This is a genomic window from Sphingobium sp. WR1, from assembly GCF_059693745.1.
Genome location: NZ_JCATID010000006.1, coordinates 254,424 through 279,322 on the forward strand (window position 1 = coordinate 254,424; position 24,899 = coordinate 279,322).

Consider the following 24,899-nt stretch of genomic DNA (forward strand, 5'->3'; position numbering starts at 1 on the left):
CCCCATTCGGACAGTTGCTTGCACTGGATTTCCTCCCACGCCGTTCGTTCGATTGTACCGTCCAGTCCGTCTGCCTGGCACGGCGATTGGGACCCGTTGAAATTCACTGGTGAAAAGTGCCACACAGGTGATAAGCATCGGCAGGCTGCGATCGCGCGCTACAGGGAAGGCGCGGCGCCCAGATATGACAGGAGCAAGCCCGTGGCGCGCCAGACCGGGAAAGAAGACCGGAGCGAGACCGAAGACAAGCCCCTCTACACGGCGCCGGCGCTGGAGAAGGGGCTCGACATACTCGAACTGCTGGCGCGCGAGGACCATCCGCTGACGGCCGGCGCGATCGTTCAAAAGCTGGGCCGCTCGCACGGGGAGCTGTTCCGCATGATCCAGGTTCTCGAACGGCGGGGCTTCGTCGCGCAGGGTGACAGCGGTTACAGCCTCACCAGCCGCCTGTTCGAGATCGGGCTGGAACGGCCGCCGCTGCGCAATCTTGTCGAGATCGCGCTGCCCATCATGCGCGAACTGACCTACGAGACGGGCCAGTCCAGCCTGCTCGCCTTTCATTCCATGGGCGAAATGGTCGTCGTGGCGCGCATGGAGTCGATGGAACAGATCGGCTTCACCGTGCGCGTGGGCTATCGCAAGCCGCTCTATCAGACCACTTCGGGCGCCACCTTGTTCGCGTTCCAGCCGCCGCATATTCAGGCGGAGTGGGAAAGCTATTTCGATCCCAGGCTCAAGAAGACGGAACTGGGCGCCTTCCGCGCGACCTGCGAGGCGATCCGGGCTCAGGGCTATGCCGAGCTTCCGAGCGCTTTCATCGACGGCATCACGGACCTGTCCGCGCCGATCATCCGGGGCGACCGGGCGGCGGCGGCGATGGCGGTTCCCTTCGCCCATTCGCGCCTTGCGAAGGTGAGCAAGGAGGTGGTGATCCGGGCGTTGCGCGCCGCCGCCGCCCGCGTCGCATCGGAACTGGTGCCGAGCGACAACCGGCTTTAGGCCGGGGCGGTTCAGGCGCCGATCCGGCATCCCGCCCCGGCCTCCATGTCCGACTTGTAGGTCAGCAGGAACTCGCGGTGGCCGAGGTCTTCGGAGACTGTCGATGCCCCGCGCGCGACGGAGAGAAGCCGGTCGAAAATATCTCCGGCGACATCGTCCAGCGTGGCGCGTCCCTCCAGGACGGCGCCCGCATTGATGTCCATGTCGCCGGACATGCGGCGATAGGTTTCCGGGTTGGCGCAGACCTTGAGAACGGGCGAGATTGCCGAACCCACCACCGATCCCCGGCCGGTCGTGAACAGGATCGCATGAGCGCCGCAGGCGATGAGTTCGATGATCTCCGCATTGTCGGCGATATTGGGAAAGCCGAATTTCGGCGCGCCCGACGGGACGACATCGAGCAGCCAAAGCCCCGGCGAAGGCGGGCGTTCGGCCGGGCGGATGACGCCGCAGATCGGCCGGGTGCCGGATTTGGCATAGGCGCCGGCCGATTTTTCCTCCTGGCTGCTCAATCCCCCGTCGGCATTGCCGGGCGCGAAGCTGCCCAGGCCCATGGCGCGATAATAGCCGTCCGCCTGCGCGATGGCGGCGCCGATGGCGGCCGTGGCTTGCGCGGTGGCGCCGCGTCCGGCCATATGGCCCTCGCAGCCGATCATCTCGCCCGTTTCCTCAAAGATGCAGGTGGCCCCGGCGTCGACCAGACGGTCGAAGGCGCGTCCGACCGCCGGATTGGCGGTGATCCCGCTGGTTCCATCCGATCCGCCACAGATCGTCCCTATGACCAGGTCGGAAACGCCGATGTCGACGCGGGCGAACAGGGCGTCGGCCTGTCGGCGCATTCGGGCGACCGCCTCGACACCGGCCACGATCGCCCCCCGGGTGCCGCCGGCTTCCTGGATCACCACGGTCTCGACCGGACGGCCGCTGGCCGCGATGGCCGAGGCGAGCGCCGCGCGGTCGAACCCTTCGCAGCCCAGCGAGAGCAGCACCACGCCGCCGACATTGGGATGGGTGGCGAGCGCCGTCATCAGGTCGAGCGCATAGCCGTTGGGATAGCAGCCGGGAAAGCCGACAAGGTGGATGCTGTCGTCGCGCGCGCCATCGACGACCGCGCGCGCGACATGATGCGCGCACTCGACGAGATAGGCGACGATGATCACATTGCGGATGCCCTTGCGCCCGTCGGCGCGCAGCCAGCCCGGTCCGGTCATGGCTGCCCCCGTTCGCCGCGATGATGGGCGGGCAGATAGTCGCTGGCCATGTTGTGGACATGCACCCAGCCGCCCGTCGTCACCGGCCGGGTCATCGATCCGATCGGCATCCCATATTTGACGACTTTCTCGCCGACGGCGAGGGAGCGCAGCGCCAGCTTGTGGCCGAGTGCGACGGGTTCCCCGGCGATCAGTTCCAGGCCGGCGACGCGCAGCCGCTCGCCTTGCGCGATGTCGCGGCAGCATATCGCGACATTGTCCGCCTCGTGCAGGCGCACCAGGCCTTGGGGCGGCGCGTTCATGGCGCGTCGCCCGGAACCGGGGCGGCCGCGTGGAGCAGGCCCGCCTCTTTCAGATCCGACCAGAAACCGGCGGGAATCCGCGTTTCGTAAAGCCGCATTGTCTCGGCCACCCGCGCCGGCGTCTCGATGCCCGGTATCACGCTCGCGACCAGGGGATGGGCAAGCGGAAACTGGAGGGCCGCCGCGGCCAGCGAGATGGCGTGACGGTCGGCGATCGCTTCCATCGCCGCCACCCGCTCGACGATGGCCGCGGGCGCCGCGCCATAGTCGTAATGCGCCGGTTTCCCCGCACGCACGCCACTGGCGAGAATGCCGCTATTATAGGGGCCGCCGACGACGATCGAGACGCCGGCCCCGGCGCAGGTGGGAAAGAGGCGGTCGAGCGGTTCCTGTTCCAGCAGCGTGTAGCGTCCGGCGAGCAGGATCACGTCGGGCCGGGCGACCGAAAGAAGGTCGAGGCAGGCTTCGATCTCGTTCACGCCCGCACCATAGGCGCCGATCGTGCCGGCGGCGCGCAACTGCTCCAGCGCCTCCAGCCCGCCCTCGTCCACCAGTTGGCGCCACATCGCCGCATGACGCTCGCCATGGGTCAGCCGGCCGATGTCGTGAATATAGAGTATGTCGATACGCGGGATGCGGAGGCGTTCGAGGCTCTCGCGGTGCGAGCGCAGGATTGCGTCGTAGCGATAGTCGAACATCGGCGCGAAGGGCATGGCCGAGCGGAAGCCATAGCGTTCGCTGCCGTCCGTGACGCTGGCGTCGGGGACGAGCAGGCGTCCGACTTTGGTGGAGACGACCGGCGCCGCGCGGTCGCGCAGGGCCAGTCCCAGCCTGGTCTCGCTCAGGCCCAGGCCATAGAATGGCGCGGTATCGACATAGCCGATGCCGGCAGCCAACGCCTGCTCGACGGTGGCCAGCGCCTCGGCTTCGGAAACCTCCCGATAGAGGTTGCCGATCGGTGCGCCGCCAAAGCCAAGCTCGGTCAGCCGCAAGCCGGTCGATCCCAGCGGCCGCGTGGGGAGGGGGTGGGGCGTGTCGCCGGCCATATATGCTACCGGGTCGGTCACAGGCCGATGCCCAGCCGGTGGGGAAATGGGCGGCGATCGGCGTCGACGAAGGCGATGGGCGCGGTGTCCGTCATGCCGCGGTCCATCCGCCATCGATGGCGATGACGGAACCGGTTGTGTAGGCGCTCTCGTCGGACGCGAGATGCAGGGCCAGTTGGGCGATCTCCTCGGGGCGGCCGATGCGGCCCATCGGCTGACGCGCAACGAATGCCCGGCGCGCCTCTTCGGCATTTCCCGTCGCCGCCAGCCGTTCGTCGAGCGAGGGCGACTGGACGGTTCCCGGGCAAATGACGTTGCACCTTATGCCCTGCCCGATGAAGTCCACGGCGATCGAGCGCGAGAGACCGGCGACGGCGGCCTTGGACGCGCAATAGGCATAGCGGCCGGCAACGCCGATCATGGGGCCGGCGACCGAGGCCATGTTGACGATCGATCCCCCGCCACGGGCGATCATGGCGGGCAGGAAGGCGCGGATCATGCGTGTCGTCGAACGCACGTTGAGATCGAAGGAGAGGTCGAAGCCGGCATCGGTAAGATCGAGGATCGTGCCGGCATCGACATAGCCCGCGCAATTGAAAAGAACGTCGATTTCCGTCTCACCCCCGGCAAGCCCGGCGATGGCGTCGCCGTCGAGCAGGTCGATCCGCGCGGTGCGGCATCCCGTCAGCGTCGCCAGCGCGGCTTCGTTGATGTCGAGGGCGAGGACATCGGCGCCTTCGCGCGCGAAAAGCTCGGCGCTCGCGCGGCCGATGCCCTGGCCCGCCGCGGTGACGATCGCCCGCTTGCCCTGAAGACGCCCCGTCATGCCGCGACGAATCCCTGTTCCACGCTGCGCTTCCCGATTTCGGCGAAGTCCCAGGCGATCCCAAGGCCCGGGCGATCACTGGGTATGGCGCGGCCCTGCTCGACCCGCATCGGCTCGGTCGTGATGGAATCAAGCTGCGGGATATATTCCACCCAGCGCGCATTGGGTACGGCCGCGCAGAGCGCGACATGCAGTTCCATCAGGAAGTGCGGCGCGACCGCCACGTTGAAACATTCGGCGAGGTGGGCGACCTTGATCCAGGGCGTGATGCCGCCGATGCGGCCGGCATCGACCTGGACGACCGAGCACGCTCCCCGTTGCAGATAGTCGCGGAAATGCAGGTGGCTGTAGAGGCTCTCTCCCACCGCGACCGGGATCGTGGTGGAACGCGACAGGCGCACATGCCCCTCGATATCATCGGCGGGCAACGGCTCCTCCAGCCAGCCGATATCGAGTTCCGAATATAGATGGGCGCGGCGGATCGCCTCGTCGACGGCAAAGGCCTGGTTCGCATCGGTAAAGATCTCGAATTCCCCGCCGACGGCGTCGCGCACGGCGCTGAGTCGCGCCATGTCCTCGCGCGGGGGCCGGCCGATCTTGATCTTGGCGCCGGCGAAACCCTGGGCCTTGGCCCGCAGCGCGTCGTCGCGCAGCGCCTCGGCGTCGAGATGGAGCCAGCCGCCTTCGGTCGTGTAGAGGGCGACGCTGTCCTGCGTCCCGCCCAGCAGGCGGTGGAGCGGAAGCCTGGCGCGCTGGCAGCGCAAATCCCACAGGGCGGTGTCGATCGCGGCGAGCGCGATGGAGGTGATCGCGCCGACCGTGGTGGCATGGGTCAGGAAATGAAGGTCGCGCCAGATCCGCTCGATGGCTTCGGCGTCCCGGCCCAGCAGGGCAGGGGCGAGCGTGCGTTCGATCAGGCGCATCACCGAAGGCCCGCCGGTTCCGATCGTATAGCTGTATCCCGTGCCGACGACGCCGTCGCTGTCGGTGATGCGGACGATCGGCGTTTCCTGACTCGCGAAGGCCTGGATCGCATCCTCCCGCCGCACCTTCGGCAGCAGGTCGACCATGGTCCAGTCCACTCGTGTGATTTTTGCCAAACGATATCTCCTTGCATTCAATGGGCGGAGGCGACGGCGGCGCCGGTTCGGCCAGAGCGCACGGCCGCCACGCAATAGAGGAAGACCACGATGAAGCCGGCCAGCGGGACGCAGTAGGCAAGCGCGATGGTCGCCTGATCGGAAATCCAGCCCATCGCGGCGGTCAGCGCGGCGCCGCCGGTGATCGCCATGATCATCAGCGCCGACGCCGGCTTCGAATATGCGGCGTTGCCGTGCAACCCGATCGCGAAGATGGCGGGGAACATGACAGACATCAGGAAGCTGACCCCGATCAGCGCGGCGATGCCGGATGGGCCGGGGAGGGCTATGGCAACGACCGTGAGCAGCGCGGCGCCCGCGGCGAACGCGCTACCGATCTGGGCCGACGAGTAGCGCCGCAACAGCGCGAGCGAAACGAAGCGGCCAGCCAGAAAGGCGACGAGCGAGCAGGTGAGGAGCGTCGCCGCCAGCCGCTCGGGCATTCCCGGCGAGGCGACCTGCGCATAGCGGATGAAGAAGCTCCAGACCCCGATCTGCGTGCCGACATAGAAGAACTGGGCCACGACGCCGTAGCGGAAGATCCGGGACCGCAGCAGTTGTCCGATGCCGGACAGCGCCCGGCCCTGCCGGCGATCGGTCGCGGCGGCGGGGAAGGGCGTCGCCGCCACCAGCGCACCGATGGAAAGGACGACGAGCGCGATCACCAGATAGGGAATCTGGACCGCATGGGCTGCCGCGATCCGGTAGGCGGCGTCGGTCGATGCATGGGCGACGGCTGCCGGCTCGTCGCCGGAGAATATGAACTGCCGTCCGACGAGGACACCGGTGATCGCGCCGAGCGGATTGAAAGCCTGGGCCAGGTTGATGCGCCATTCGGCGCGTTCGGGCGAACCCAGTACGACGACGATGCCGGTCCCCGCCGTCTCCAGAAAGGTCAGTCCGCAGGCGATGATGAACAGCGCGCCCAGGAAGGCGCCATAGGTCATCGCCTCCGCCGCCGGCCAGAACAGCAGAGCCCCGGCGCCATAGAGGCACAGGCCGGTGACGATGCCCCGCTTGTAGCCATAGCGCTGCATGAACATCGCGACCGGAATCGGCATGATCAGATAGGCGAGGTAGAAGCTCGACTGCACGAAGCTGGACTGGAGGTCGCTGAGCGCGAACGCCTTTCTGAACTGGGCGATCAGAATGTCGTTCAGATTGTGCGCCATGCCCCACAGGGCATAGAGGCTGATGGTCAGCACCAGCGCAAGGCTGATACCCTGCCGCCATTCCCGCCGGGGAGCGTCGAGGGACGGGGCGAGAGTCATGGCAGGCGGCCCTCCGCAGCTTTCTGCGGCATCGCCTTTCGACAGGGTTTGCTGTTTGCGCGGGTCATTGGTGTCCCGTCCTCTCCCGTCCGTGCGCATAGGGTGGCAGCCTTCATATGGCAAACTTTCGCATACGAAAAGAAATTTGTATATAAAAATACATTCGGGATTCGGAATGTCGCTTCCACTCTCGCATCCCGAAATATTTGCGACGTAAAGGCTACCGGCTTGCTGCGTCGAGGGGAGACGGGCAACATGGGGCCAACGGGCCTCCCGCCCGCCATGCTTGCGAGTATTCCTGCCCATGCTTCCTTCCGCGATCCCGGCGACGAACCCCTTTCCTTCGACGCGCAGGCGGAAGCGCTAGGGCGCGCCGCGCATGTGGGTGCTGCTCGGCATTGCGGTGATCGTCGCGGGATTCGTCCTGCGCTTCCATCCGCTGCTCGTCATCCTCGCTTCGGCCATCGTCACCGGTCTGACGGCGGGGCTTGATCCGCTCGCCATCCTCGCCGCCTTCGGCAAGGCGTTCAACGAGGCGCGCTATGTTAGCATCATCTGGATCGTGCTGCCGGTGGTCGGCCTGCTGGAGGCGAATGGCCTTCAGGAGCGCGCGCGCGGCCTGATCGCCCGGATGCGCGGCGCGACCGTGGGCCAGTTCCTGGCCTTCTACATGCTGCTGCGGCAGGGGCTGGCGGCGGTCGGCCTGACAACGGTGGCGGGCCATGCCCAGACGGTGCGCCCGCTGGTCGCACCGATCGCGGAGGCGGTGGCGGAGGCGCAGGCGGGCGGGCTGGACGAGGAAGAGCGCGAGGAGGTGAAGGCCTGGGCCGCGGCGACCGACAATATCGGCCTCTTTTTCGGCGAGGACATTTTCCTCGCCATCGGCTCCATCCTGCTGATCAAGGGGCTGCTGGAACAATATGACATCCTGCTGGAGCCGCTCCAGCTGTCGGTTTGGGCGATCCCGACCGCCATCGCCGCCTTCCTGATCCATGGCTTCCGCCTGTGGATGCTGGACCGGCGCCTGAAACGGCGGCGCAGGGAGGCGCAGCCATGATCACGCTCCATTGGGTCTATGCGCTGACCGGCGCGATCTTCGCGGCGTTCGCCCTGCTGGGCGCGCGCGACCGGAGCAATCCGCGCTGCTGGTGCAATGCGGCCTTCTGGGGGCTGCTGGCGGTCAGCATGTGGGCGGGCGACCGGCTGGGCGATGTCGGCAATGGCCTGCTGGTGCTGGGCCTCATCGGTCTGGGCGCGCTGGGCGGCCTCGGCCGAGGCGACGGCGTGGTGCCGCCGGAGACACGGCAGGCGCGCGCCGACCGGTTCGGCAACCGCCTGTTCGTCGTCGCGCTCATCATTCCCGCGACCGCGCTGACCGGCACCTTCCTCTTCAAACAGGCGCCGGACTGGTTCGACGGCAAGCAGACGACGCTGATCGCGCTGGCGCTGGGGGTGCTGATCGCCATGACGGTGGGCTGTATCTGGCTGCGCGCCGGTGCGCAGGTGCCGTTGCAACAGGGGCGGCGGCTGATGGACTGTATTGGCTGGGCCGCGATCCTGCCGCAGATGCTCGCCAGCCTGGGTGCGGTGTTCGCGCTGGCGGGCGTGGGGGAAGCGGTCGGCGGCATCGTGCAACAGGCGATCCCGCAGGGCAGCCTGATCGGCGCGGTGATCGCCTATGGTCTGGGCATGGCCCTCTTCACCATCGTCATGGGCAATGCCTTCGCCGCCTTCCCGGTGATGACGGCGGCGATCGGCGTGCCCCTGCTGATCCATCGCTATCATGGCGATCCGGCGATCATCTGCGCCATCGGTATGCTCACGGGCTTCTGCGGCACGCTGATGACGCCGATGGCCGCCAACTTCAACCTTGTCCCCGCCGCCCTGCTGGAGCTGAAGGATCAGCATGGCGTCATCAAGCGGCAGGTCGGCACCGCGCTGCCGCTGCTGATCGTCAACATCCTGCTCATCTACTGGCTGGCTTTCCCATGACCCTCCTGACCCAGGACATTGCCGGCCGCTTCGCGTCGCTGACGCTGTCGCATCTCGGCAAGCGCTATCCCTTCAAGATGGACCTGATACTGAACGGGCCGGACGATGCGCGCGAACCGGCGGAGCATCATCCGATCTTCCACGGCAGTTTCGACTGGCATAGCTGCGTCCATGGCTGGTGGCAGATGATGCGGCTGTTGCGCCTCTTCCCCGATCTGCCGCAGGCAGCGGCGATCCGCGCCCGCGCCGACGAAATGCTGACACCGGACAAGGTGGCGGGCGAACGCGCCTATCTCGCCCGGCCGATGAGCGCCGGGTTCGAGCGGCCCTATGGCTGGGCCTGGCTGCTCGCGCTGCACCAGGAACTGGCGCGGCATGACGCGCCCTGGGCGGTGGCGCTGGAGCCGCTGGCGACCGATTTCGCCGCACGCTTCCATGGCTTCCTGCCGAAGCTCACCTATCCGCTGCGCGTCGGCACCCACTTCAACATCGCCTTCGCGCTGACGCTGGCGCTCGGCTGGGCGCGGGACCGCGACCCGGCGCTGATCGCCCTGATCCGGGAGCGGGCGCTGCACTGGTTCGGGCAGGACCGCGCCTGCCAGGCCTGGGAGCCGGGCGGCGACGAATTTCTCTCCCCCGCCTTGTGCGAGGCGCTGCTGATGAGCCGCCTGCTGGAGCCGGGCGATTTCGCCGACTGGTTCCATGGCTTCCTGCCGCATCTGGCGGGGGGAGAACCGGCGACGCTTTTCACCCCCGCCACCGTATCCGACCGTAGCGACGGCAAGATCGCGCATCTGGATGGATTGAACCTCAGCCGCGCCTGGTGCTGGCGGGCGATCGCAGTTGCGCTGGGGGATAGCGACCCGGTCGCCGCTCGCGCGCAGGCGGCCGCGCGCGTCCATATCGATGCCAGTCTGCCCCATGTCGCGGGCGACTATATGGGCGAACATTGGTTGGCGACCTTCGCGCTGCTCGCACTGGAATGAGCTATTGGAGCGCGCTGCGTTAAATCGGAGGCAGGACGCGCGCTCTCATTATTTGTTGTCGTATCGTTTTCGCGCAAAACCGGTTCCCACTTTTGCGCACGATGCTCTAGTGTGGTGGATTTGAAATACGCCTCATTGTAGCGGCTAGGCTCGGAGCGTATTTCAAATCCATAAACCACACTAGAATCATATATTTGCTAGTGACCCTGATGAATCTGAAGTTCGTTCAGCGCCTGCCCCACTATGTGACGAACTTCAGATTCGGGTCACTAGCTGCTCACCGCATGGACGAACATATAGCCTTCGTTGCGGATGGTGCGGATGACCGGTCCGGTGAGGCCAGAAGCGGCGAGCTTGCGGCGCAGGCGGCATAGCTGGACGTCGATCGACCGGTCGAAATGCTCGCTCGTCCGGCCATGGACCTCATCGAGCAGTTGCGATCGGTCCAGCACCTGGCGCGGATGTGCGATGAAGGCGCGGAGCAGCTGGAACTCGCCGTCCGACAGCAGAACGGACATGCCGGCGGGGTCGTACAACTGCCCGGTCTGCAAGTCGACCCGCCAGCCGGCAAAGCGGACGGCGCCGGCCGCCGGCACGGGCTTGCCCGGCGTCTGCCCGCGCAGGGCGGTGCGGATGCGGGCCAGCAGTTCGCGCGGATTGGCGGGCTTGCTGAGGCAATCCTCGGCCCCCATTTCCAGCGCCGCGATCCGGGTCGCCTCCGTGCAGGCGGCCGAATGGAGGATCACAAGCAGCCGATGCTCCGTCACCAGTTCGCGCAGCAGCGCGCCGCCATGATCGGCCTGCACCAGCGGATCGAGCACCACCAGCGCATAATCCTTCTGCCCCAGCATCGCGCGCATCGCGCCCGCCGTGGCGGCGGCATCGACGGAAAAGCCATATTGGGCGAACAGGTCGGCCAGCCGGGCCGTCAGCGGGGCGTCGTCATCGACGATGAGCAGGCGTCTATGCAGGGCGATCATCGCGGCAATGACGCTGCCGCCAGCGCACAACCGTCCCCGATCGGGCAGCCCCGTCCTGCCAGCGCAACCGTGCGGCCGGGATACACCCTCCGCGCCGAGCAGCCTTTCCATGTTCCGTTCGTGTCGCGCGCGTTCCCGACTCGCTCGACACGAACGGATATAGCGCTCAGTCGCGCAGCAATTCGTTGATGCCGGTCTTGGACCGGGTCTGCGCGTCGACGCGCTTGACGATCACGGCGCAATAAAGGCTGGCGCCGGGCGTGCCGTCGGGCAGCGGCTTGCCGGGCAGGTTGCCGGGGACGACGACCGAATAGGGCGGCACTTGCCCGATGAAGACCTCACCGGTGGTGCGGTCGACGATCTTGGTCGACATGCCGATGAACACGCCCATCGACAGCACCGAACCCTTGCCGATGCGCACGCCTTCGACCACTTCCGAACGCGCGCCGATGAAGCAGTCATCCTCGATGATGACCGGGTCGGCCTGGAGCGGTTCCAGCACGCCGCCGATGCCGACGCCGCCCGACAGATGCACATTCTTGCCGATCTGGGCGCAGCTGCCCACCGTCACCCAGGTGTCGACCATCGTGCCTTCGTCGACGAAGGCGCCGATATTGACGAAGCTGGGCATCAGGATGACATTCTTCGCGATATGCGATCCGGCGCGGGCGAAGCTGCCCGGCACGGCGCGGAAACCGGCGGCGCGGAAGGCCGCCTCGTCCCAGCCGGCGAACTTGCTCGGCACCTTGTCCCACCAATGGCCCGCGCCCGGACCATTGTCGATCATGCTGTTGTCGTTGAGGCGGAAGGAGAGCAGCACCGCCTTCTTCGCCCACTGGTTGACCTGCCAGCCATCCGCGGTCGGCTCGGCGACGCGCAGTTCGCCCTTGTCGAGCAGCGCCAGCGCCTTGTCGACCGCCTGGCGGACCTCGCCCTGGGTCTGGAGGTTGACGTCGGCGCGGTCTTCCCAGGCGGCGTCGATAATGGCGATCAGGTCATTTGGCAGGTCTTGGCTCATGGTTCAGTCCCCAATGATGTCGGCCAGAAATGGCGTCAGATGGTCGGTTTCGAAATCGATGAAATCGGGATGATGATCGTGATTGCCCGCTTCCGATCCGTTATTGACCCAGATGGTGGTCATGCCGATCGCCTTGGCGGGCTTCAGGTTGCGGGCCATATCCTCGAAGAAGGCGGCGCGGGTCGGATCGACCCTGTGCACCCGGCATAGTTCGGCATAGCCCGACGGATCGGGCTTGGGCACATATTGGCAGGCGTGGATGTCGTGGATCAGCTCGAACGCGCCGGTTAGGCCGAGCCTGTCCAGCACCCGCCCGGCATAGGCGGCATCGCCATTGGTGAAGATCAGACGGCGGCCCGGCAGCGCGGCGATGCGACTGTTGAGGTCGCTGTCCATTTCGAGCCGGTCCATCGATATGTCATGGACATAGTCGAGAAATTCGCGCGGCTCGATGCCATGATGGTGCATCAGGCCCGACAGGGTCGTGCCATGCTCCATGAAATAACGCTTCTGCGTCTGGCGCGCGATCACCGGGTCGCAGCCCAGCAACGCCTGGATATATTCGCCCATCTTCACGTCGATCAGCGCGAACAGGTCCGCCTTCGCCGGATAGAGCGTATTGTCCAGATCGAAGATCCAGGTGTCGACATGGGCCACATCCGCGCGCATGGCCGCGCCCTAATCCCCTGTGGCGGAGAGGGCAAGCGCGGAAGAAATCAGAGTTTACCTACCATCATCGTCATCCCCGCGCAGGCGGGGATCCATCTCCTGACCTTTCATCCTGTTGCGCGGTTTGGAGATGGGTTCCCGCCTCCGCGGGAACGACGGCGATTATTTGATCAGCCGCAGCCCGGCGCTTCGCTGTCCTGATAGAAACGCTGCACCGCGGCCCAGCCCTCCTCGGCCGTCTCCACCCAGGTCAGCAGGTTGAGGTCGGTCGGCGAAATCACGCCCTCGTCGGCCAGCGCGTCGAAATCCACCACGCGGGTCCAGAATTCCTTGCCGTAGAGCAGGATCGGGATCGGCTTCATCTTGCCGGTCTGGATCAGCGTCAGCAGTTCGAACATCTCGTCGAACGTGCCGAAGCCGCCGGGGAACACCGCCAGCGCGCGGGCGCGCAGCAGGAAGTGCATCTTGCGCAGCGCGAAATAGTGGAACTGGAAGCTCAGCTCCGGCGTGACGAAGCGGTTGGGCGCCTGTTCGTGCGGCAGGACGATGTTCATGCCGATGGTGGTCTGGCCGACATCCACCGCGCCGCGATTGGCTGCCTCCATGATCGAGGGGCCACCGCCCGAGCAGACGACGAAATGGCGGCATCCCGCCGCATTCACCGGATATTGGGCGGCGATTCGCGCCAGCTTGCGCGCTTCTTCATAATAATAGGCCTTCCTGCCCAGATTTTCGGCGACGCGCCTCTGTTCGGGCGTCGTCGCCGCGTCGATCCGCGCCTGCACCTGATCCGGTTCGGGAATACGGGCCGACCCGTAGAAGACAAAGGTCGATTCGATCTTCGCCTCATCCATCAGCAACTGGGGCTTGAGCAATTCCAACTGGAAGCGGACGGGGCGCAGATCCTCGCGCAGCAGAAATTCATTGTCCTGGAAGGCCAGCTTATAGGCTGCGCTCTGCGTCTGGGGCGTATCGAGCTGTTTGCGGGCGTCATGGGCCTCTTCGCGGGCCGGGCGGAATTTGCGTTCTTCAATTTCTTTTTTCGTCATTCGCACCAACCTAGTGCGCGGCAATGACAAAACCAAGTCCGGATCGCGGCAAATGCGGCGGATCGCCCCTCAGCGGCAGAAGCCGCCCTTTCCTCCCATGTCGAAATGGAAATGGTCATGGTGCGCGGCGTTATAGTCGGGGCTGAGCACGGTGTTGAAGCGCTTGCAGGCGCTGGCGTGGATCAGGCTGAGAAACTGGCGGGTCTGCTTGTCGCCGTTCCAGTCCTTCTGGATGCTGATCCGCCGCCCGTCGGACAGGATGAAGGCGGACACGTCGATCGCATTGCTGTGCGCATGTTCGCTGAGTTTTCCGCTGCCCGCGATCGGCCGGCAATTATAGGTGCCGAACGTCTCGATCTTCTCTATCTCCGCGCCCAGTATCAGCCGCGCGGCGGGCTGCACGCCATAGCGCGCCCAGGCAGCGAAATTGGCGGCAAGGTTGCAGGTCATCGCGCCCAGCCCCGTGGCCGGCACGCCGATGTCGAGCAGCTTGACGCTGCCGATCGCGCTGCATCCGCCGCCGAAATTCTGGTCGGGCAAGGGGGTGAAGGACACCGCCTGCGATTGCAGCCGGGCGAAACATTGCCGCGTTTCCAGCGCCGGACGGGCGGGCGCGCGAACCGGCTTGGACGCGCGCACGACCTTGCCGCGCGGCACCAGGTCGCCGCCGCATCCCGCCAATGTCATCGTGCCAGCCAACAGCACGGCACAGGCCGCACCACGCAGCTTGCCCTTCGCCCGCTCTACCATGAATCAAGCATTTACCACCGGAAGCAAGACGGTGGGTTAACGGCGTCAACCATTCGTCGCATTTGGACATTCGGCTTGACTCTTTCCGGGATGCCATTAGTGCCGCCGACGGGCCACGCGGTCCCAACGCCGCGCAGCTCTCTGTAAGGAGAAGCATGACATGACTGAACTGACTGCCGTTGACGCCACCATTGCGCCTGCTGAAAAGCCCGCCAATCGTCCGGCCCGTCCCTTTTTCTCTTCCGGTCCCTGCGCCAAGCCTCCGGGCTGGGACGCCGCCAAGCTGAGCACGGACTCGCTCGGCCGCTCGCACCGCGCCAAGATCGGCAAGACCCGTCTCGCCTACAGCATCGACCTGATGCGCGAGCTGCTGAACCTGCCCGACACCCATCGCATCGGCATCGTGCCCGGCTCCGACACCGGCGCCTTCGAAATGGCGATGTGGACGATGCTGGGCGCCCGCCCCGTCACCACGCTCGCCTGGGAAAGCTTCGGCGAAGGCTGGGTGACGGACGCCGCCAAGCAGCTCAAGCTCGACCCCACCGTCATCCGCGCCGATTATGGCCAGTTGCCGGACCTCTCCACCGTCGATTTCTCGAACGACGTGCTGTTCACCTGGAACGGCACCACCTCGGGCGTGCGCGTGCCGAACGCCGACTGGATCCCGGCCGACCGCGAGGGCCTGACCTTCGCCGACGCCACCAGCGCGGTGTTCGCCTATGACATCGACTGGGCCAAGATCGACGTCGCCACCTTCTCCTGGCAGAAGGTGCTGGGCGGCGAGGGCGGCCATGGCGTGCTGATCCTCGGCCCGCGTGCGGTCGAGCGTCTGGAAACCCACACCCCCGCCTGGCCGCTGCCCAAGGTCTTCCGCCTGATGGCGAAGGGCAAGCTGGCCGAAGGCGTGTTCAAGGGCGAAACCATCAACACCCCGTCGATGCTGGCGGTCGAGGATGCGATCTTCGCGCTGGAATGGGGCAAGTCGCTGGGCGGCCTCCAGGGGCTGATCGCGCGCAGCAACGCCAATGCGGCGGCGCTGAACAGGATCGTCGCGGAGCGCGACTGGCTCGGCCATCTCGCCGCCGACGAAGCGTCGCGGTCCACCACCAGCGTCTGCCTGACGGTGGAAGGCGCGGACGAAGCTTTCATCAAGGCCTTCGCCGCCCTCCTCGAAAAGGAAGGCGCCGCCTATGACGTCGCGGGCTATCGCGACGCTCCGGCGGGCCTGCGCATCTGGTGCGGCGCGACCGTCGAAACCGCCGATATCGAGGTGCTGGGGCCATGGCTCGACTGGGCCTATGCCCAGATTTCGGCTTCGGCCAAGGCTGCCTGAACCCAATTAATGTCGTCATTCCCGCGCAGGCGGGAATCCATCTCCGGCCCCATCCTGCTGTGCGACGTCGGGAGATCCCCGCCTTCGCGGGGATGATGGGCAAATAAGGAATCGAAAAATGCCCAAGGTACTTATCAGCGACAAGATGGACCCCCGCGCCGCCGCGATCTTCCGGGAGCGTGGCGTCGAGGTCGATGAAATCACCGGCAAGACCCCCGAAGAACTGATCGCCATCATCGGCGACTATGACGGCCTCGCCATTCGCAGCTCGACCAAGGTGACGAAGGCGATCCTCGACGCTGCCACCAATCTGAAGGTCATCGGCCGCGCCGGCATCGGCGTCGACAATGTCGACATCCCGGCCGCCTCGGCCAAGGGCGTGATCGTGATGAACACCCCGTTCGGCAACTCGATCACCACCGCCGAACATGCGATCGCGCTGATGTTCGCGCTGGCGCGGCAACTGCCCGAAGCCAATGCCCAGACGCAGCAGGGCCTGTGGCCGAAGAACGGCTTCATGGGCGTGGAAGTCACCGGCAAGACGCTGGGCCTGATCGGCGCGGGCAATATCGGCTCGATCGTCGCTGCCCGTGCGCTCGGCCTCAAGATGAAGGTCGTCGCCTTCGATCCCTTCCTGACCCCGGAACGCGCCATCGAAATGGGCGTGGAGAAGGCCGATCTCGACACGCTGCTGGCCAAGGCGGACTTCATCACGCTGCACACGCCGCTGACCGACCAGACCCGCAACATCCTGTCGAAGGAAAACCTCGCCAAGACCAAGAAGGGCGTGCGCATCATCAACTGCGCGCGTGGTGGCCTGATCGACGAGGCGGCGCTGAAGGAAGCGCTGGATTCGGGTCAGGTGGCGGGCGCCGCGCTCGACGTGTTCCAGACCGAACCGGCCAAGGAATCGCCGCTGTTCGGCACGCCGAACTTCATCTGCACCCCGCATCTGGGCGCGTCGACCGACGAGGCGCAGGTCAATGTCGCGCTCCAGGTCGCCGAACAGCTCAGCGACTATCTGCTCGACGGCGGCATCACCAATGCGCTGAACGTGCCGTCGCTGTCCGCCGAGGAAGCGCCCAAGCTGAAGCCCTATATGGCGATCGCCGAAAAGCTGGGCAGCCTGGTCGGCCAGCTTGAGGGCGACGCCATCACCGGCGTCGCGGTCGAGGTCGAGGGCCATGCCGCCGAACTCAACCAGAAGCCGATCACCGCGGCGGTGCTCGCCGGCCTGATGCGCGTCTATTCGGATACGGTGAACATGGTCAACGCGCCCTTCCTGGCGAAGGAACGCGGCCTCGACGTGCGCGAAGTCCGTCACGACCGCGAAGGCGACTATCAGACCCTGGTCCGCGTCACCGTCACCACCGCGAACGGCGACAAGTCGGTCGCCGGCACACTGTTCGGCCACGCCCAGCCGCGCCTGGTCGAACTGTTCGGCATCAAGGTCGAGGCCGATCTCGACGGCCAGATGCTCTACATCGTCAACCAGGACGCGCCCGGCTTCATCGGTCGCCTGGGTTCGACGCTGGGTGAAGCGCAGGTCAATATCGGCACCTTCCACCTTGGTCGTCGCGACCAGGGCGGCGAAGCCGTGCTGCTGCTGTCGGTCGACGGCACCGTGGCCGAACCGCTGCGCTGGGAAATCTGCAACCTGACCGGCGTGAAGACGGTGAAGCTGCTGCGCTTCGCGTAAGGTCTGAAAAGCCCTCCCCCCTCGGGGGGAGGGTTTGGGAGAGGGGGAACGCCCGTGCGGATCGATCCAACGCTGAAAGATCGCGCTCGATCGATGCGTGCCAATCCGACTCCCGCTGAACAAAAACTTTGGCAGGCGTTACGTGCCAACCGCTTCGAAAATCAGCAGTTCACACGGCAGACGATCATCGCGCCCTATATCGTCGACTTTGCCTCAAAAGCGGAGCGCCTCATCATCGAAGTCGATGGGGATACACATTCCGCCGAAGATCGCTATGACGCGCGGCGAACAGAGTTTCTGCAATCGCTGGGGTATCATGTGATCCGCTTTGCCAATCCCGATGTGATGGGGAATATCGAGGGCGTGCTGAGTGCGATTGCGCAGGCGTTGCGCGATTCCCCCTCTCCCCAGCCCTCCCCCCAAGGGGGGAGGGAGTAAAAGGTGCCGAGCATGATCCCGCCAAGCCTCCTCCCGGAGGGCCTCTCCGACCGCCTGCCGCCGCAGGCCGAAGCCTCCGCGCGTCTGGCGCGCCGCGTGCTCGATACGGTCGCGACCCATGGCTATGAGCGGGTCATGCCGCCCCTCGCCGAGTTCGAGGATACGCTGACCCAGCGCCTCAAATCGATGCGCGCGCAGGATCTGGTCCGCGCCGTCGACCCCGTGTCGCAGCGCAGCCTGGCCTTCCGCCCGGACATGACGGCGCAGGTTGGCCGCATCGCCGCCACCCGCCTGCGCGCCGCGCCGCGCCCGCTGCGCCTCTCCTATGCCGGCCCGGTGATCCGCCAGAAGGCGAGCCAGCTTCGTCCCGAGCGCGAGAAGATGCAGCTCGGCGCCGAACTGATCGGCAGCGACAGCGCCGCCGCCGCGGTCGAGATCGTCAATATCGCGATCGAGGCGTTGCAGGCGGCCGGCGTCGCCGGCATCACCATCGACTTCACCCTGCCGGACCTGATCGACACGCTGGCTGCCGGCCCGCTGCCGCTCGCGCCGCAGGACATAGAGGCGGTCCGCTCCGAACTGGACGCGAAGGACGCCGGCGCGCTGGCGGCCATCGGCCCGGCAGCGGCCGCCTATCTGCCGCTGATCGAGGCCACCGGTCCCTTCCACGCCGCGATGGAGCGGCTGGAGGCGTTCAACGCCAGCGTGGGCGGCGCGATCGACAGCCGCATCGCGGGCCTGCGCGCCATTGCGAAGCCGATCGGCTGGGACATCACGCTGACGCTCGATCCGACCGAACGGCACGGCTTCGAATTCCAGAACTGGTTCGGCTTCTCCATCTTCGCCGAGGGGTTCATCGGCGAAATCGGCCGCGGCGGCAGCTACGCCATCGCGCGCGCGGATGGCGCGGACGAGCCGGCCATGGGCTTTTCCCTCTATCCCGATCCGTTGATCGACGCCGGGTTCGGCGACGAAAGCCCCAGACGCCTGTTCCTGCCGCTTGGGGCTGATACGGCCCGCGCGGCCGAACTGCGCGCCGAAGGCTGGCATACCGTCGCGGCGTTGTCCGAAGGCGAGGATGGCGCGGCGCAGCGCTGCTCGCACTGGCTGGATGGCGGGGAACCGCGCGCCTACTGATCGCGCGTCAGCGACCGGCCAGTTGGCGGAAGATCGGCCGCACCGTGGCGCAGGCGGGCGTTCCGTCCTTGCCGGTGCCGTTCACGACGGTTTCGATGACGTCGCCTGTCTCGATGGCCCGCGCCAGCAGATCGACATCGATGTCGTGAATGTCGATCTTCATCCGGCGCGACCAGGGGGATGACGGGTCGCCGGCCAATTGACCGACCCGGATATAGACGAAGCGCCGCACCGGGCCTTCGCGGCGCACCTGGTCACCGAAATATTTGGGGCCTGGCGCGACGCGGATCGGCAGGTCGAACAGCAATGGCTCGCCGGCGCGGGAGACTTTCGGATCGAGCGGCTTTTCGTCCTTGGCCTGAAGGCTGTGGCGCACCCCGGCGACCGGCTGATCGATGATGATCCGCAATAAGATGTCGATCTGATCTGCTTTCGCCATGTTTTTTTGTAGCGCGCGCGCAGGCGGGGGGAAAGCTTGTCCTGCTTTCCCGTCTCATGGCCTTGACGCGCCCGCCCCGCAGGGCTAACGCGCGCCCCGCATAGGGTGCCCATGATCATATCGGGGCGGCCATTGATCCCACCGGCATGTCGAGTCCCGTCGAAGGGCATGGCCGGTCCGCGCGGCGGGCGGAGGACTGTATCTGTGGCAAATGTGACTGTGATCGGCGCTCAATGGGGTGACGAAGGCAAGGGCAAGATCGTCGACTGGCTGTCGGAGCGCGCCGACGTCGTCGCCCGCTTCCAGGGCGGCCACAATGCCGGCCATACGCTGGTGGTCGGCGAAAAGGTCTACAAGCTTTCGCTGCTCCCGTCGGGCATCGTGCGTGGCACGCTGTCGGTCATCGGCAATGGCGTGGTGCTCGACCCCTGGCACTTCCGCGACGAGGTGGCGAAGCTGAAGGGGCAGGGCGTGGAGATCACGCCCGACAATCTCCAGATCGCCGAAACCTGCCCGCTGATCCTGCCCTTCCACCGTGATCTCGATGGCCTGCGCGAGGATGCGTCGGGCGCCGGCAAGATCGGCACCACCCGTCGCGGTATCGGCCCGGCCTATGAGGACAAGGTCGGCCGCCGCGCCATCCGCGTCTGCGACCTTGCCCATCTGGATGACCTGGACCTTCAGATCGATCGCCTGACCGCCCATCATGACGCTTTGCGTGCCGGTTTCGGCGAGCCGCCGATCGACCGCGCCGCGCTGATGGCCGAACTGACCGACATCGCCCAATTCATCCTGCCCTTCGTCAAGCCCGTCTGGCTGACGCTCAACAAGGCGAAGTCGGAAGGCAAGCGCATCCTGTTCGAAGGCGCGCAGGGCACTCTGCTCGATATCGACCATGGCACCTATCCGTTCGTCACCTCCTCCAATACGGTGGCGGGCACGGCGGCGAGCGGCACCGGCCTTGGCCCCAATGGCGCGGGCTTCGTGCTGGGCATCGTCAAGGCCTATACCACCCGCGTCGGCGCTGGTCCCTTCCCGACCGAGCAGGAGAATGACGTTGGCCAGCGGCTCGGCGAACGCGGCCATGAATTTGGCACCGTCACCGGCCGCAAGCGCCGCTGCGGCTGGTTCGACGCCGTGCTGGTGCGCCAGTCGGTCGCCGTGTCGGGCGTCACCGGCATCGCGCTTACCAAGCTGGACGTGCTGGACGGGTTCGAGGAACTGAAAATCTGCACCGGCTACCGGATCGGCGAGCAGACATTCGACTATCTGCCCGCCCATGCGCAGGACCAGGCCAAGGCGGAACCGATTTACGAGACGATCGGCGGCTGGAGCGAAACCACCGCCGGTGCGCGCAGCTGGGCCGCTCTGCCGGCGCAGGCGATCAAATATATCCGCCGGATCGAGGAACTGATCGGCTGTCCGGTCACGCTCGTTTCCACCAGCCCGGAACGGGACGACACCATCCTCGTCCGTGATCCCTTCGCGGATTAAGGGGGATGGCAGGCGAACGCTTCGAGCGGCACAAGCAGCCCTGGACCGCGGACGAGATCCAGAAGCTGCACACTTTGGCCAAGAAGGGCATGGCGCTCAAGGCGATCGCCAAGGCGCTGACCCGCAGCGAGGAATCGGTCAAGGCCCGCGCCAAGCAGGACGGGCTGAATATCGCGAAATTGCGGTGACACCATAGATCGTCATTGCGAGCGTAGCGAAGCAATCCATGAAAGCGCGATGGATTGCTTCGCTACGCTCGCAATGACGAACCATTGAGCTGCGGCTCTTCAAATGCGAAGACCTCCCCGCACCAACAGGGAAGGCATCGCATGGCGCTCGACATCCTCATTCTCTACGGCTCCTATCGCCGTGGCCGGCTCGGCATCCGCCTGGCCGACTATCTGATCCGCGGCTTTGAGGGGCTGGGCCACAAGGCCCAACTGGTCGATGCCAAGGTGATCGACCTGCCCATGCTCGACCTGCGCTATAGCGACTATCCGGTTGGGGAGGCGCCCGCCGCCATGGCGGCGCTGGCCGATCGCCTCGCCGCCGCCGACGCCTTCGTCTTCGTCGCGGGCGAATATAATCGCGGTATGCAGCCGGGCCTTAAAAATCTGGTCGACCATTATCTCAAGGAGTTCGATCGCCGACCCGCCGCCATCGCCAGCTATTCGATGGGCCGTTTCGCGGGGGTCAACAGCCATGCCGACTGGACAGTGACGCTGTCGGCCATGGGCATGGCGGTGGTGCCGGAACGGCTGAACGTCGGCCAGATCGGCCAGACACTGGACGAGCAGGCCCAGCCGCAGGGCGAAGGCGGCGCAGCGCTGGAGCGTGGCTTTGCCGGCTTCGCGCAGGGCCTTATCTGGTGGGCCGAAGCCGCGAAGGCCGCCCGCTGAACTTGCCGTCGATCCACACCAGAACATAGCCCGCCAGCACGAAGCCGGTCGCGATCAGCAGCGCGTTGAGCAGCACCTGCCCGATGCCCAGCTTCGCGACATTGATGAAGGGATAGGCATATTTGCCCTCCACCAAGCCGCGCAGCAGGGCGTAGGGCAGATAGGCGGCCGGAAACAGCGCCCATATCCACGGATCGCGCCGGCTGAGCCGCCCCTTGCGCGCGAAGAGCAGCCACCAGAGCGGCGCCAGCAGCGGCGTGACCTTGTGCATCAGCGTGTCGGCCAGCAGCGCTCGGCCGCTCAGCGACACAAGGCCGCGTAGCAGAAGGCCGTAGATGATGCCCACCAGCAATATCGCCAGCAGCACCCCGCCCAGCCAGCGCGGCGTCACCCGCTGACCAAGGGCCATCGCGGTGAAGGTCAGCGCGACCGCGCCATTGGTCAATATGGTGAAGAAGCGCAGCAAGACCCATAATGTCTCGCTGACGGACCCATTTTGCGCGAAGGTCGCCTCGAATTGCATGGACAGGCCAGTCACCGCCGTGATCGCGACGATGCCGGCCCCGATCCGCCCAAGCCTGTCCTTCATGCCCGCGTCCACTCCCGCCCGTCTTCCTCGCCCGCCGATATCACGGTCGCGGCCACCAGATCACCCGTCACGTTGAGCGACGTGCGGCACATGTCGAGAAAACGGTCGACCCCCAGCACCAGCCCGATGCCCTCGGGCGGGATGCCCACCATGCCCAATATCATCGCCACCACTGGCAGCGATCCGGCGGGCACGCCGGCCGTGCCGACCCCGCCCAATATGCACACCAGCATCACCATGACCTGCTGGGTCAGGTTGAGGTCGATGCCGAAAAATTGCGCGAGGAAGATGACCGTTATCCCTTCGAACATCGCCGTGCCATTCTGGTTGGCGGTGGCGCCGATGGTCAGGACGAAGCGGGCGATGCGGCGCGGCAGATGCAGTTTCTCCTCCGCCACGCGGATGGCGGTGGGCAGGGTCGCGTTGGAGGAAGCGGTGGCGAAGGCCATGACGCTCGCTTCCTGCACCGCCGCGAAGAAGCGGAGCGGCGAGCGGCGCGCCAGAAAGGCGATCAGCAGCGAATAGACGCCGAACATCTGGAGACCGAGCGCCAGCAGCACCACCCCGACATAGGCCGACAGGCGGATCAGCAGATCCCAGCCGAACTGGGCGGCCAGGTTGAACATGAAGCAGGCGATGGCGACCGGGGCCAGGCGGATGACGATGCCGATCAGCCGCATCGTCACCTCGAACAGCCCCTCCATCGCAGTCAGCAGCAGCTTCGACTGCTCGGTCTGGACCAGCACCAGTCCGATGCCGAAGAAGAGGGCGAAGACCATCACCGCCAATATGTCATTGTCCGCCATCGCGCCGATGATGTTGTCGGGGATGATGGCGATCAGCGCCTGCATACCGGTCGGCGTGTCGGCGCCCCGGTCGAGGATCGCCTTCGCGCCTTGGCCGGCATCCGCCAGCATCGCCTGCGCCTGGGCGGGATCGACCCCGCCGCCGGGGCGCAACAGGTTGACGAGGATCAGGCTGATGGCGACCGCGATGCCCGACACGACCAGCGTATAGACCAAAGTCCGCACGCCCACCCGGCGCAGCGAGCGCATCTCGCCCATTTCCGCGATGCCCACGATCAGCGCCGACACCAGCAAGGGGATGACCAGCATGAACAGCAGCCGCAGGAAGACCTGCCCGACCGGCCCGGTGACATAGGTGGTGACGGCGTCGACCCAGCGCGCGTCCGGCGCGGTCATATAGACGGCGAGGCCCCCCAGCAGTCCGGTCAGGAAACCGGCGAGCATCTGCCACTGGAGCGAGAGCGCCTTTCTCTTCTCACCATCCTGAGGTGCATCGTCGGTCATGGACGTCTCCCGCTGAGCCTCTTTTCAACGAGCCATCATCCTGCGGGTTGCGTGCGGCGCGATATTTCGTTTCGCTATGGCATCAAGGGAGCATTGCCGGGCCATCAGGCGTTGCCCCGGTTCATCATCAGGAGTTTCGCATGATCGTCGATGCCGTTCCCAGTATGCGCCGGATCGCATCCGAAATATGGAAACCGTTGACCATCCTGTTCGTGTGGGACTGCGCGGTCACGATCGCTTATTATATGCTGCCCTTCAAGGCGCCCTCGCTGCCGCTCACCATCTTCGGGTCGGCGCTGGCGCTGTTCCTCGGTTTCCGGTCCAACAGCGCCTATCAGCGCTGGTGGGAGGGACGCGTGCTGTGGGGCGCGATGATCAACGCCTCGCGCAGCCTGGCGCGTGGGGCGCGCAATTTCCTGCCCGACCCGGAAGGACGCGACCTGAAGCGCGAGATCGTCAAGCGCCAGATCGCCTATGTGAATGCGCTGCGCTGCCAGCTGCGCCGCCAGCCGATCGGCGAGGAGGTGACGGCCTTCCTGCGGGAGGAGGACAAGGGCAAGGCGCTGGCCCGCGCCAATCCGGCGAACGGCCTGCTCGACAGCACGGGGCGGCGGATCGACATCGCCCGGCAGGAAGGCTGGCTCGACACCATCCAGCAGACGCAGATGGAGCGGGTGCTGGTCGACATCGCCAATGCGCAGGGCGGCATGGAGCGGCTGAAGAATACGCCTTTGCCCTTCCAATATCGCTTCATCCCGACCGCCTTCACCCATCTTTTCTGCATATTGCTGCCAGTCGGGCTGGTGGAATCGCTGGGCTTCGCCACGCCGCTGGGATCGACGGTGGCGGGCCTCATGTTCCTTGCGGTGCTGCGGATCGGCGATGATCTGACCGATCCCTTCGCCGACAGCGTGCACGATGTGCCGCTGACCGCCATGTGCCGCACGATCGAGATCGACCTGCTCCAGTCGATCGGCGATCCCGCGCCCGATCCGGTCCAGCCGGTGCGGGGAGTGCTGTGGTAGAGGCAAAGCCCTAAAAACATCCGTTCGCTTCGAGCGAGGTCGAGAAGCGGTCAGAACAACGCTTCCTGTTTCTCGACACGCTCGAAACGAACGGCGGCAGCTTTCATCCCTTCCGTTCGTCGTCGACCATATCGGCGGCGAGTTCCAGCCCGGCGCGGCCGTGTGCGGGCGTGCGCGAGGGCGCTTTGGGATGGGGCACGTCGATCGGCTCCTCGACCTCCAGCATGCCTTCCCATTTGGTGATGACGGAGGTGGCGATGGCGTTGCCGAGCACATTGGTCGCGGTGCGGCCCATGTC

26 protein-coding genes and 1 pseudogene are annotated in these 24,899 nt (G+C 66.0%); 12 read left to right on the forward strand and 15 right to left on the reverse strand.

The window, feature by feature from the left end:
* The first annotated feature begins 201 nt into the window (after nt 1-201).
* Nucleotides 202-999: an IclR family transcriptional regulator gene (locus AC58EF_RS10495; protein ID WP_497276087.1), complete on the forward strand. Its 798-nt coding sequence runs from the start codon at nt 202-204 to the stop codon at nt 997-999.
* 11 nt (nt 1,000-1,010) lie between these two features.
* Here AC58EF_RS10495 and AC58EF_RS10500 read toward each other — a convergent pair whose 3' ends face one another.
* The 6 genes from AC58EF_RS10500 to fucP all read right to left on the reverse strand — a co-directional run bounded on the left by AC58EF_RS10500 (nt 1,011) and on the right by fucP (nt 6,794).
* Nucleotides 1,011-2,210, reverse strand: coding sequence for a UxaA family hydrolase (locus AC58EF_RS10500; RefSeq protein ID WP_497276088.1), 1,200 nt, complete (start codon nt 2,208-2,210; stop codon nt 1,011-1,013).
* The gene (locus AC58EF_RS10505; RefSeq protein ID WP_497276089.1) at nt 2,207-2,512 is read right to left on the reverse strand and encodes a UxaA family hydrolase; all 306 of its coding nucleotides are present in this window, start codon (nt 2,510-2,512) and stop codon (nt 2,207-2,209) included. Before AC58EF_RS10505 ends, AC58EF_RS10500 begins: the two co-directional genes overlap by 4 nt.
* The gene (locus AC58EF_RS10510) at nt 2,509-3,579 is read right to left on the reverse strand and encodes an aldo/keto reductase (RefSeq protein ID WP_497276090.1); all 1,071 of its coding nucleotides are present in this window, start codon (nt 3,577-3,579) and stop codon (nt 2,509-2,511) included. The genes AC58EF_RS10505 and AC58EF_RS10510 overlap by 4 nt, the downstream gene beginning before the upstream one ends.
* A gap of 70 nt (nt 3,580-3,649) precedes the next feature.
* Complete coding sequence (locus AC58EF_RS10515; protein ID WP_497276092.1) at nt 3,650-4,384, reverse strand: SDR family oxidoreductase; 735 nt, start codon at nt 4,382-4,384, stop codon at nt 3,650-3,652.
* Entirely contained in the window at nt 4,381-5,484 is a 1,104-nt protein-coding gene (locus AC58EF_RS10520) for a mandelate racemase/muconate lactonizing enzyme family protein (RefSeq protein ID WP_497276094.1), read from the reverse strand. Before AC58EF_RS10520 ends, AC58EF_RS10515 begins: the two co-directional genes overlap by 4 nt.
* Nucleotides 5,485-5,501: 17 nt before the next feature.
* A complete protein-coding gene (gene fucP / locus AC58EF_RS10525; protein WP_497276095.1) occupies nt 5,502-6,794 on the reverse strand; it encodes an L-fucose:H+ symporter permease in 1,293 nt (430 codons plus the stop codon).
* Between the two features lie 379 nt (nt 6,795-7,173).
* On the opposite strand from fucP, the gene AC58EF_RS10530 reads away from it, so the two are divergent.
* Genes AC58EF_RS10530 through AC58EF_RS10540 form a run of 3 tightly spaced genes read left to right on the forward strand, consistent with a single transcriptional unit; the run spans nt 7,174 to nt 9,772 of the window.
* Nucleotides 7,174-7,851, forward strand: a complete 678-nt coding sequence (locus AC58EF_RS10530) for a DUF969 domain-containing protein (RefSeq protein WP_497276097.1) — start codon at nt 7,174-7,176, stop codon at nt 7,849-7,851.
* Nucleotides 7,848-8,786: a DUF979 domain-containing protein gene (locus AC58EF_RS10535; RefSeq protein ID WP_497276098.1), complete on the forward strand. Its 939-nt coding sequence runs from the start codon at nt 7,848-7,850 to the stop codon at nt 8,784-8,786. Before AC58EF_RS10530 ends, AC58EF_RS10535 begins: the two co-directional genes overlap by 4 nt.
* Nucleotides 8,783-9,772, forward strand: a complete 990-nt coding sequence (locus tag AC58EF_RS10540) for a DUF2891 domain-containing protein (RefSeq protein ID WP_497276099.1) — start codon at nt 8,783-8,785, stop codon at nt 9,770-9,772. The genes AC58EF_RS10535 and AC58EF_RS10540 overlap by 4 nt, the downstream gene beginning before the upstream one ends.
* 269 nt (nt 9,773-10,041) lie before the next feature.
* Here the strand turns inward: AC58EF_RS10540 and AC58EF_RS10545 are convergent, their stop codons facing one another.
* From AC58EF_RS10545 to AC58EF_RS10565, 5 genes are all read right to left on the reverse strand, one after another.
* The gene (locus AC58EF_RS10545; protein ID WP_497276102.1) at nt 10,042-10,863 is read right to left on the reverse strand and encodes a winged helix-turn-helix domain-containing protein; all 822 of its coding nucleotides are present in this window, start codon (nt 10,861-10,863) and stop codon (nt 10,042-10,044) included.
* Nucleotides 10,864-10,918: 55 nt separating this feature from the next.
* Nucleotides 10,919-11,758, reverse strand: coding sequence for a 2,3,4,5-tetrahydropyridine-2,6-dicarboxylate N-succinyltransferase (dapD, locus tag AC58EF_RS10550; RefSeq protein WP_497276139.1), 840 nt, complete (start codon nt 11,756-11,758; stop codon nt 10,919-10,921).
* Nucleotides 11,759-11,773: 15 nt separating this feature from the next.
* Complete coding sequence (locus tag AC58EF_RS10555) at nt 11,774-12,439, reverse strand: pyrimidine 5'-nucleotidase (RefSeq protein ID WP_497276103.1); 666 nt, start codon at nt 12,437-12,439, stop codon at nt 11,774-11,776.
* A 170-nt stretch (nt 12,440-12,609) separates the two neighbouring features.
* Nucleotides 12,610-13,488 (reverse strand): LOG family protein, encoded by an 879-nt coding sequence (locus tag AC58EF_RS10560; protein ID WP_497276104.1) that lies wholly within the window; start codon nt 13,486-13,488, stop codon nt 12,610-12,612.
* Between the two features lie 69 nt (nt 13,489-13,557).
* Nucleotides 13,558-14,238: an extensin-like domain-containing protein gene (locus AC58EF_RS10565; protein ID WP_497276106.1), complete on the reverse strand. Its 681-nt coding sequence runs from the start codon at nt 14,236-14,238 to the stop codon at nt 13,558-13,560.
* 160 nt (nt 14,239-14,398) lie between these two features.
* On the opposite strand from AC58EF_RS10565, the gene AC58EF_RS10570 reads away from it, so the two are divergent.
* From AC58EF_RS10570 to AC58EF_RS10585, 4 genes are all read left to right on the forward strand, one after another.
* On the forward strand, nt 14,399-15,571 hold the full coding sequence (locus tag AC58EF_RS10570; RefSeq protein ID WP_497276108.1) for a phosphoserine transaminase: 1,173 nt from the start codon (nt 14,399-14,401) through the stop codon (nt 15,569-15,571).
* Between the two features lie 118 nt (nt 15,572-15,689).
* Nucleotides 15,690-17,270 (forward strand): phosphoglycerate dehydrogenase, encoded by a 1,581-nt coding sequence (serA, locus tag AC58EF_RS10575; RefSeq protein ID WP_497276109.1) that lies wholly within the window; start codon nt 15,690-15,692, stop codon nt 17,268-17,270.
* Nucleotides 17,271-17,324: 54 nt separating this feature from the next.
* Nucleotides 17,325-17,708 (forward strand): endonuclease domain-containing protein, encoded by a 384-nt coding sequence (locus AC58EF_RS10580; protein ID WP_497276111.1) that lies wholly within the window; start codon nt 17,325-17,327, stop codon nt 17,706-17,708.
* Nucleotides 17,709-17,720: 12 nt separating this feature from the next.
* Nucleotides 17,721-18,845, forward strand: a complete 1,125-nt coding sequence (locus tag AC58EF_RS10585; RefSeq protein WP_497276112.1) for an ATP phosphoribosyltransferase regulatory subunit — start codon at nt 17,721-17,723, stop codon at nt 18,843-18,845.
* Between the two features lie 7 nt (nt 18,846-18,852).
* Here AC58EF_RS10585 and AC58EF_RS10590 read toward each other — a convergent pair whose 3' ends face one another.
* Entirely contained in the window at nt 18,853-19,284 is a 432-nt protein-coding gene (locus AC58EF_RS10590; protein ID WP_497276114.1) for a DUF5990 family protein, read from the reverse strand.
* A gap of 204 nt (nt 19,285-19,488) precedes the next feature.
* Between AC58EF_RS10590 and AC58EF_RS10595 the strand changes: the two genes are divergently transcribed.
* The 3 genes from AC58EF_RS10595 to AC58EF_RS10605 all read left to right on the forward strand — a co-directional run bounded on the left by AC58EF_RS10595 (nt 19,489) and on the right by AC58EF_RS10605 (nt 21,677).
* A complete protein-coding gene (locus AC58EF_RS10595; RefSeq protein ID WP_497276115.1) occupies nt 19,489-20,778 on the forward strand; it encodes an adenylosuccinate synthase in 1,290 nt (429 codons plus the stop codon).
* A 5-nt stretch (nt 20,779-20,783) separates the two neighbouring features.
* A complete protein-coding gene (locus tag AC58EF_RS10600; RefSeq protein WP_497276116.1) occupies nt 20,784-20,966 on the forward strand; it encodes a hypothetical protein in 183 nt (60 codons plus the stop codon).
* A gap of 141 nt (nt 20,967-21,107) precedes the next feature.
* Nucleotides 21,108-21,677 carry an NADPH-dependent FMN reductase gene (locus tag AC58EF_RS10605; protein WP_497276117.1) on the forward strand — a complete coding sequence of 190 codons (570 nt, stop codon included), beginning with the start codon at nt 21,108-21,110 and terminating at the stop codon, nt 21,675-21,677.
* On the opposite strand, the gene AC58EF_RS10610 is transcribed toward AC58EF_RS10605, so the two are convergent.
* Both AC58EF_RS10610 and AC58EF_RS10615 read right to left on the reverse strand, forming a co-directional pair.
* A complete protein-coding gene (locus AC58EF_RS10610; RefSeq protein WP_497276118.1) occupies nt 21,640-22,266 on the reverse strand; it encodes a Pr6Pr family membrane protein in 627 nt (208 codons plus the stop codon). The genes AC58EF_RS10605 and AC58EF_RS10610 overlap by 38 nt on opposite strands.
* Nucleotides 22,263-23,576 (reverse strand): dicarboxylate/amino acid:cation symporter, encoded by a 1,314-nt coding sequence (locus AC58EF_RS10615; protein ID WP_497276119.1) that lies wholly within the window; start codon nt 23,574-23,576, stop codon nt 22,263-22,265. Before AC58EF_RS10615 ends, AC58EF_RS10610 begins: the two co-directional genes overlap by 4 nt.
* 140 nt (nt 23,577-23,716) lie before the next feature.
* Between AC58EF_RS10615 and AC58EF_RS10620 the strand changes: the two genes are divergently transcribed.
* Complete coding sequence (locus tag AC58EF_RS10620; RefSeq protein WP_497276120.1) at nt 23,717-24,601, forward strand: bestrophin family protein; 885 nt, start codon at nt 23,717-23,719, stop codon at nt 24,599-24,601.
* Between the two features lie 103 nt (nt 24,602-24,704).
* On the opposite strand, the pseudogene AC58EF_RS10625 reads toward AC58EF_RS10620, so the two are convergent.
* Nucleotides 24,705-24,899: pseudogene (locus tag AC58EF_RS10625) on the reverse strand (dicarboxylate/amino acid:cation symporter); the annotation flags it as partial.

What these genes read in the sequence shown, in the direction of transcription:
- AC58EF_RS10500 (WP_497276088.1), bottom strand. Translation starts at nt 2,210, where the DNA reads ATGACCGGACCGGGCTGGCTGCGCGCCGACGGGCGCAAGGGCATCCGC.
- AC58EF_RS10505 (WP_497276089.1), bottom strand. Translation starts at nt 2,512, where the DNA reads ATGAACGCGCCGCCCCAAGGCCTGGTGCGCCTGCACGAGGCGGACAAT.
- AC58EF_RS10515 (WP_497276092.1), bottom strand. Translation starts at nt 4,384, where the DNA reads ATGACGGGGCGTCTTCAGGGCAAGCGGGCGATCGTCACCGCGGCGGGC.
- fucP (WP_497276095.1), bottom strand. Translation starts at nt 6,794, where the DNA reads ATGACTCTCGCCCCGTCCCTCGACGCTCCCCGGCGGGAATGGCGGCAG.
- AC58EF_RS10530 (WP_497276097.1), top strand. Translation starts at nt 7,174, where the DNA reads ATGTGGGTGCTGCTCGGCATTGCGGTGATCGTCGCGGGATTCGTCCTG.
- AC58EF_RS10535 (WP_497276098.1), top strand. Translation starts at nt 7,848, where the DNA reads ATGATCACGCTCCATTGGGTCTATGCGCTGACCGGCGCGATCTTCGCG.
- AC58EF_RS10540 (WP_497276099.1), top strand. Translation starts at nt 8,783, where the DNA reads ATGACCCTCCTGACCCAGGACATTGCCGGCCGCTTCGCGTCGCTGACG.
- AC58EF_RS10545 (WP_497276102.1), bottom strand. Translation starts at nt 10,863, where the DNA reads ATGGAAAGGCTGCTCGGCGCGGAGGGTGTATCCCGGCCGCACGGTTGC.
- AC58EF_RS10555 (WP_497276103.1), bottom strand. Translation starts at nt 12,439, where the DNA reads ATGCGCGCGGATGTGGCCCATGTCGACACCTGGATCTTCGATCTGGAC.
- AC58EF_RS10560 (WP_497276104.1), bottom strand. Translation starts at nt 13,488, where the DNA reads ATGACGAAAAAAGAAATTGAAGAACGCAAATTCCGCCCGGCCCGCGAA.
- AC58EF_RS10565 (WP_497276106.1), bottom strand. Translation starts at nt 14,238, where the DNA reads ATGGTAGAGCGGGCGAAGGGCAAGCTGCGTGGTGCGGCCTGTGCCGTG.
- AC58EF_RS10570 (WP_497276108.1), top strand. Translation starts at nt 14,399, where the DNA reads ATGACTGAACTGACTGCCGTTGACGCCACCATTGCGCCTGCTGAAAAG.
- serA (WP_497276109.1), top strand. Translation starts at nt 15,690, where the DNA reads ATGCCCAAGGTACTTATCAGCGACAAGATGGACCCCCGCGCCGCCGCG.
- AC58EF_RS10585 (WP_497276112.1), top strand. Translation starts at nt 17,721, where the DNA reads ATGATCCCGCCAAGCCTCCTCCCGGAGGGCCTCTCCGACCGCCTGCCG.
- AC58EF_RS10590 (WP_497276114.1), bottom strand. Translation starts at nt 19,284, where the DNA reads ATGGCGAAAGCAGATCAGATCGACATCTTATTGCGGATCATCATCGAT.
- AC58EF_RS10600 (WP_497276116.1), top strand. Translation starts at nt 20,784, where the DNA reads ATGGCAGGCGAACGCTTCGAGCGGCACAAGCAGCCCTGGACCGCGGAC.
- AC58EF_RS10605 (WP_497276117.1), top strand. Translation starts at nt 21,108, where the DNA reads ATGGCGCTCGACATCCTCATTCTCTACGGCTCCTATCGCCGTGGCCGG.
- AC58EF_RS10610 (WP_497276118.1), bottom strand. Translation starts at nt 22,266, where the DNA reads ATGAAGGACAGGCTTGGGCGGATCGGGGCCGGCATCGTCGCGATCACG.
- AC58EF_RS10615 (WP_497276119.1), bottom strand. Translation starts at nt 23,576, where the DNA reads ATGACCGACGATGCACCTCAGGATGGTGAGAAGAGAAAGGCGCTCTCG.
- AC58EF_RS10620 (WP_497276120.1), top strand. Translation starts at nt 23,717, where the DNA reads ATGATCGTCGATGCCGTTCCCAGTATGCGCCGGATCGCATCCGAAATA.